The 5,864-nt window shown below is 44.4% G+C and carries 5 protein-coding genes; 4 read left to right on the top strand and 1 reads right to left on the bottom strand.

Going from position 1 to position 5,864, the window contains the following annotated elements:
* Positions 1-708: AAA family ATPase (locus tag GX839_07695; GenBank protein NLB05335.1), on the top strand; the 708-nt coding region annotated here is incomplete at its 5' end.
* Positions 709-730: 22 nt separating this feature from the next.
* Entirely contained in the window at positions 731-1,783 is a 1,053-nt protein-coding gene (locus GX839_07690) for a hypothetical protein (protein ID NLB05334.1), read from the top strand.
* On the opposite strand, the gene GX839_07685 is transcribed toward GX839_07690, so the two are convergent.
* Positions 1,760-2,968 (bottom strand): DNA cytosine methyltransferase, encoded by a 1,209-nt coding sequence (locus tag GX839_07685; protein ID NLB05333.1) that lies wholly within the window; start codon positions 2,966-2,968, stop codon positions 1,760-1,762. The genes GX839_07690 and GX839_07685 overlap by 24 nt on opposite strands.
* Positions 2,969-3,343: 375 nt before the next feature.
* Here GX839_07685 and GX839_07680 point away from each other — a divergent pair, with 375 nt between their 5' ends.
* Positions 3,344-3,661 carry a DUF4406 domain-containing protein gene (locus tag GX839_07680; GenBank protein NLB05332.1) on the top strand — a complete coding sequence of 106 codons (318 nt, stop codon included), beginning with the start codon at positions 3,344-3,346 and terminating at the stop codon, positions 3,659-3,661.
* Between the two features lie 2 nt (positions 3,662-3,663).
* The coding region (locus GX839_07675) for a hypothetical protein (GenBank protein ID NLB05331.1) at positions 3,664-5,864 on the top strand (2,201 nt) is incomplete at its 3' end.

Genomic DNA, 5,864 nt, shown 5'->3' with positions numbered 1-5,864 from the left:
GTTATAGATGATCCCGTTTCAAGCATGGACAGCAGCACCTTATTTATTGTCAGTGCTCTGGTTAGGGAGATGGTCGAGGTGTGCCATAACAATGCAGAATACTTGGCCAATACAGGACGGGGCGACTATATCAAACAAATTTTCGTCCTGACTCATAATACCTACTTTCATCGAGAGATTACGTATAATCAGGCTGGTCGATATCATTTCGTTTCTTTCCACCTAGTTGAAAAAACGGACAACTCATCTAATGTCCGCTTGTGCACTCGGAGAAAATCTGAAGCTCCCACAGCTCTGGAAAACTATAATCCGGTTCTCAATTCTTATGCCGCTCTTTGGAGTGAGTACAAGGAAGTAAGCTCTGAAATTCCGTTGGTCAACGTGGTAAGAAGAATTCTCGAATATTATTTTCTTCAGCTTTGTGGCTACGAAGGAACAGATCTGCGGGATAGGATTCTAGTGGCAAACAAAGAGAAGTTCATTGAAGTGCTGGAAGACGGCACATCTGATATTACGAAGTACCAAGTTGCTAGTAGCTTGCTCTCCTACATTGCATCGGGCGAAGTAAATTTTATAAGTGATGGACTTAACTATGTGTCTGGAAGCATGGGTGTAGACCAATGCCGAGAGACGTTCGAGATGATTTTCCGCTTGATGGGGCAGGGACAACATTATGAGATGATGATGGGAAACGATAACTACAATTGATTTATATGGAGGTTTTTAATTGATGAATGATTTTTATTTTGCGGATTTTGTTTCAAAAATTGAAACTGTTTTAGACAGCATGAAAAATGAGTTTTCTCGTAGTAATTCTCCTACCGATTTTGAGAAGTTTGTAGTTGAGGCATCTAAGCAAGTGATTGAATCTAATCAACTTGATTGTTTAATCGACTATACCGAAGGCGGGCATTCATTCCCAGATATTGTATATTCATTTGGCAACGGAAAAAAATACGGGATTGAAGTGAAAAGCTCTACTAATGCAAATAGCCCTGATAACTCATGGGGCATACTTGGTAATAGCATACTGGGGAGTACTAGAGTTGATGTAGATGACCTGTATATTGTGTTTATAAAGATCAATAAAAATGGGTGTTTTATTAAAAGCGCAAGATATGAAAATTCGGTATCAGACGTTGTTGTTACTCACAGTCCAAGATATAAGCTAGATCTCGCCCAAAACCCCACGGATTCTTTTTTTCACAAAAGTGGTATAAGTTATAACGAAATGAAGTCATCTTCTGATCCGATAGGCTTAGTAACCGAGTATTTTAGACAGCAGGGGTTAACAGCATGGTGGATTGCCGAGAGCACCCCTGCAGCCATCAAGACTTGGGAGGAAGTTGAACTGACAGAAAGAAAGAAAATCTTAGCACAAGCATTCGTTTTATTCCCAGAACTCATTTACTCTACAGGATCTAAAAAGTATAAGAGGTTGGCAAAATGGCTTGTTGCTAATTATAGTATTGTTGATTCAAGCTTGCGTGATAAGTTCTCTGCAGGGGGAAGAGTTGATATAAAGGTTAGAGGTGTTCTTTTTGAAAAGCTTCCTCAAGTGTTGGGAACCTTAATGGATCACTTCTCTGAATTCAAAAAAAGCATACAAAACACAAGTCTTGATGATCTTTGTCTGAATTGGGATGATTATTCTGCAGAGGTAGATTCAACCCAGGCCAGATACGAGTATTGGTATAATTGCTTGTCCACAAATCTTAAATCTGCACACCCTGATGAGTTGGATTTTGTAACGAGTCTATTATCCGAAGTATACAGGCCATAATTTCTCTATCCTTTTAGCAATATGGTAGCCTAGTAAGGGCGGAACAGCATTACCAATCATCTTATATGCACTGGTTGCAGAGACACCGTTTCTACAAAATTGATAATTATCTGGAAACGTTTGTATCCTAGCGCATTCTCGAATGGTCAGTCTCCGCTCTTTTAGACCCTCATCCAACTCTTCATAATTTGTCCCACCATTTTTTCTTGACAGCCTTCTGAATTCGATGTTTCCATGATGCTCTGACCGAATAGTCGGTGATATTCCGTTGAGGTCAACTTCGATTTGACCTTGGCAATGAGCACCCATAAATTTTGCTTTTGAATACCGTTGTTGGTCAATATCTTCTGATTTATCTGGCTCATCCAAGTCTCCCAACACTTCTTTGAGTGTGATATAAGGCCTTAAACCAGGCATGGATTGACGTGAATGAGTTATTTCTGGATAGGGGTCAAGTTCAGGGTTGTTCTCAATATTCCGAAGCTTTTCTAAAATACCCGGCTGCAAAGCCGACTTTTTAACACCTAAAAAAATCACTCTTTCCCTGCTTTGCGAAACCCCATAATCCGCCGCTAATAAAACTCGAGCTGGGAATACGAAATAGCCACCATCGGAAATATTCGCAAAATCTGATTCTATTATTTCCTTAACATCGCCTAAATTTGTTAGTCCTTTTACATTCTCTGCAACAAAGAATTTTGGTTTTGTTATAGAAATTACATCACGCATCCACATATATAAATGGCCACGATTTTCGGATGTTGGCTCATCAACATCAAGTTTTCCGCCAGTGTGGGAATTTTCGGAATTAAAACCTAGTCTCTTACCTGCTACAGAAAAATCCTGACACGGAAATCCACCAGTAACAATATCAATGTTTTCAGGGAAAATATTGATATTGTTTTCTGTATGCAACTTTACTAAATCTACGATGCTATCAAGGCAGTAAACATGATGCTTATTTTCAAAAAACTCAGACCACGCAATCTGTGTTTCGGGTAAAATGTCATTTGCAAAAACTGTATTAAATCTAGTCTTAGGGAGCAGAAGACGATTGTCACGAGTTTTTACTACCTCCCAGTCAGGATGAATCCTAGAATTATATTGAGTTTCGAATATCTCAAAATGCCCTTCAAAGCCAAGATCTAAACCACCACAACCAGAAAACAATGACAATAATCTCAAGGGCTTTTCAATGGTTTTTACATTACACGGCTTTTGGGAATCGTATGGTAACAGCCACACACCACTTTGCTTAAAAGCTCCCTCGATTTTTTCTTGCCTGCAGTAATATTGAACTTGCCGTTCACTTACTTGCCATTCTTTTGCTTTATCTTGAACCGTTACATATTCCATCGGACAACCTCCTCTTCGTTCAAACGAACTATATTTAGTATAATTCGTTTGAACGAAATAGTAAAGCTGCAATCAGATTATTCGCTCTAATTTTTGAGTCTTTTACTCACAACCACAAAACTTGTCCAAGGGGATATTGAGAGGAAACTTTCAATATCCTTTTTTGATGGCTCCTCTCGAAATATTCCGAAAGGAGCTTTTTACATGAAACAGATGATTTTTGTCTGCTCGCCTTACCGGGGCGATATTGAGACAAACACAGAACTGGCAAGACGGTATTGCCGTTATGCCGTGGACAAAGGCTTCATCCCGATTGCGCCACATCTCTTATTTCCACAGTTCATGGATGACAACGATTCGGAGGAACGAAAGCAGGCCATTGAGATGAACCTCGGAATTTTACAGAGATGTAGTGAGCTTTGGGTCTTCGGTCGGGAAATCACCATCGGTATGTGGCAGGAAATCAAGGCAGCTCAGGAGCTTGAGATTCCTATTCACTATGTCGGTACGGAGGAGGTTTGAGAATGCGAGATTTACCTATTGCCTATGGCAGCAGCTGCTACGCCAAGAAATGGTCAAACAAAGTCATTACTTTTGATGAGTTAAAAGAACGGCTCAAGGTCACCATCCGTACACCTGAATCCGCTGAAGAATACAAGCGTATGACGAAGGCGGAGCGGCAGTCGGCCAAGGATCACGGCGGCTTTGTCGCCGGGGTTTTGACCGGAGGAAGAAGGCTCTCCAACACCGTGGCTTCCCGCTCCATGATTGCGCTCGACGGTGACTATATTGAACCAGAGTTTCTTGAGGACTTTGAATCGCTAACGCCTTATGCGTCCTGCTTTTATACGACCCACAGTCATACGCCGGAAGCCCCTAGAATCAGGATGATCTTTCCGCTCGTAAGGGACACAACTGCTGAGGAGTTTGTCGCTGTTGCTCGTTTTCTTGCTGATCTACTTGGCATTGACTATTTTGATTCCTGCTCCTACCTTCCGAACCAGCTCATGTACTGGCCAAGCACGCCTTCCAACGGTGAGTTTATTTTCAAAAAAGCGGATAAAGACTGGCTTGATCCGGACGATATCCTTGCCAAACATCCTGGCTGGAAAGATCCGGCGCAGTTGCCTACTTCCTCCAGGGAGAGTAGAGCCAATTCAACGGAAGTTAAAAAGGTACAAGATCCGCTTACGAAAACGGGCGTGGTCGGTCTTTTCAACCGCACCTATTTTCCCATCAGCACAGCGATGGAGGAGCTTTTGCCCGATATATATGAAGCAACAGACAATCCGAACCGTTACCACTTGATTGGCTCGGACAGCCTACCCGGTGTTGAGATCAAAGAAAACGGCAAGTTTGTCTACAGCCATCACGCAAAAGATATCGCCTATCTGAAACTCTGCAATGCTTTTGATCTCGTCCGTCTTCATAAGTTCGGTGATGACAAGAAAAGTTTCAATCAGATGTGCGAGTTTGCCATGTCGCTTGACAAGGTAAAGCTATCCGGCATGGAAGAAAAACGAAAGCAGGCCGGTGAGGATTTCAGCAGTGAGAATACGGACTGGCAGAAAGACCTGCAGTACATGTCCCGAAGCACCGTCCTTCAAAACAGTGTCTGGAACGAGATGCTGATTCTCAACAATGACCCCGACTTCGCCGGCTTTGCCTATAACGAGATGGCGCATCGGGTTCAGGTCACAGGCGAAGTGCCCTGGGATCGGCCGGCGGATAACAAGTTCTGGCGGGATGCCGACACAGCCCAGCTCAAAGCCTTGCTGGACGTTCGCTATGTTCCTTTTTCCGACCGCAACCATAACGTCAGTTTTACCAAGGTGGCCGACGACAGACGTTTTCACCCTATCAGAGACTATCTGGATTCTCTTCCTCCCTGGGATAAAACGGTGCGGGCGGAAACCCTCTTTATTCGTTACCTGAAGGCGGACGACACGAAGTATGTCCGCACGGTATCCCGAACGACCTTAGCTGCAGCAGTTGCCCGCATCTACGAGCCGGGCGTGAAGTTTGACAGCATGACGGTCATCGATGGGGCACAGGGCATCGGTAAGGGCACCATGTGGCGGTCCCTGGCGAGGGATGACTATTTTTCAGATTCCCTTTCGCTTACCGATATGAGCGACAAGTCCGCCGCTGAAAAACTGCAAGGCTTTTGGATTATCGAGATCAGCGAACTTGCCGGAATGAAAAAAGCGGACATCGAAAAGGTCAAGTCCTTTCTATCCACAGCGGACGATAAATACCGACCCAGCTACGGCAAGGTCGTGGAAAGCCATCCCAGGCAGTGCATCATCGTCGCTACGGTCAATGGAGAGCGGGGCTATCTTCGTGACATCACAGGCAACCGTCGATTCTGGATTATTAAATGCCACCAGACGGAGCAGCGCGTGGACTGGACGATTACGCCCGAGGAGCGAGACCAGATCTGGGCGGAAGCCAAGTACTACTACGAACAGGGCGAGAAGCTCTATCTCGAAGGCGACCTTCTGCGGGCGGCGGAAGATGCCCAGAAGAGTGCGATGGAAGCGGACGAGCGTCAGGGTCTGGTTGAGGAGTATCTTTCCCGGCTCTTGCCGGACAACTGGGCGGATATGGATGTCTACGATCGTCGCAATTACCTCGAAGGCGATATTACATCGGACAAGGGTTCCATAAGGCGCACCGAGGTCAGCAATGCCGAGATCTGGTGTGAGTGCTTCGGCAGAAACCT

Source organism: Fastidiosipila sp., from assembly GCA_012511175.1.
Taxonomy (GTDB): domain Bacteria; phylum Bacillota; class Clostridia; order Saccharofermentanales; family DTU023; genus UBA4923.
The sequence above is the reverse complement of the archived record's forward strand: the minus strand, read 5'-3'. Positions and strand labels throughout refer to the sequence as shown.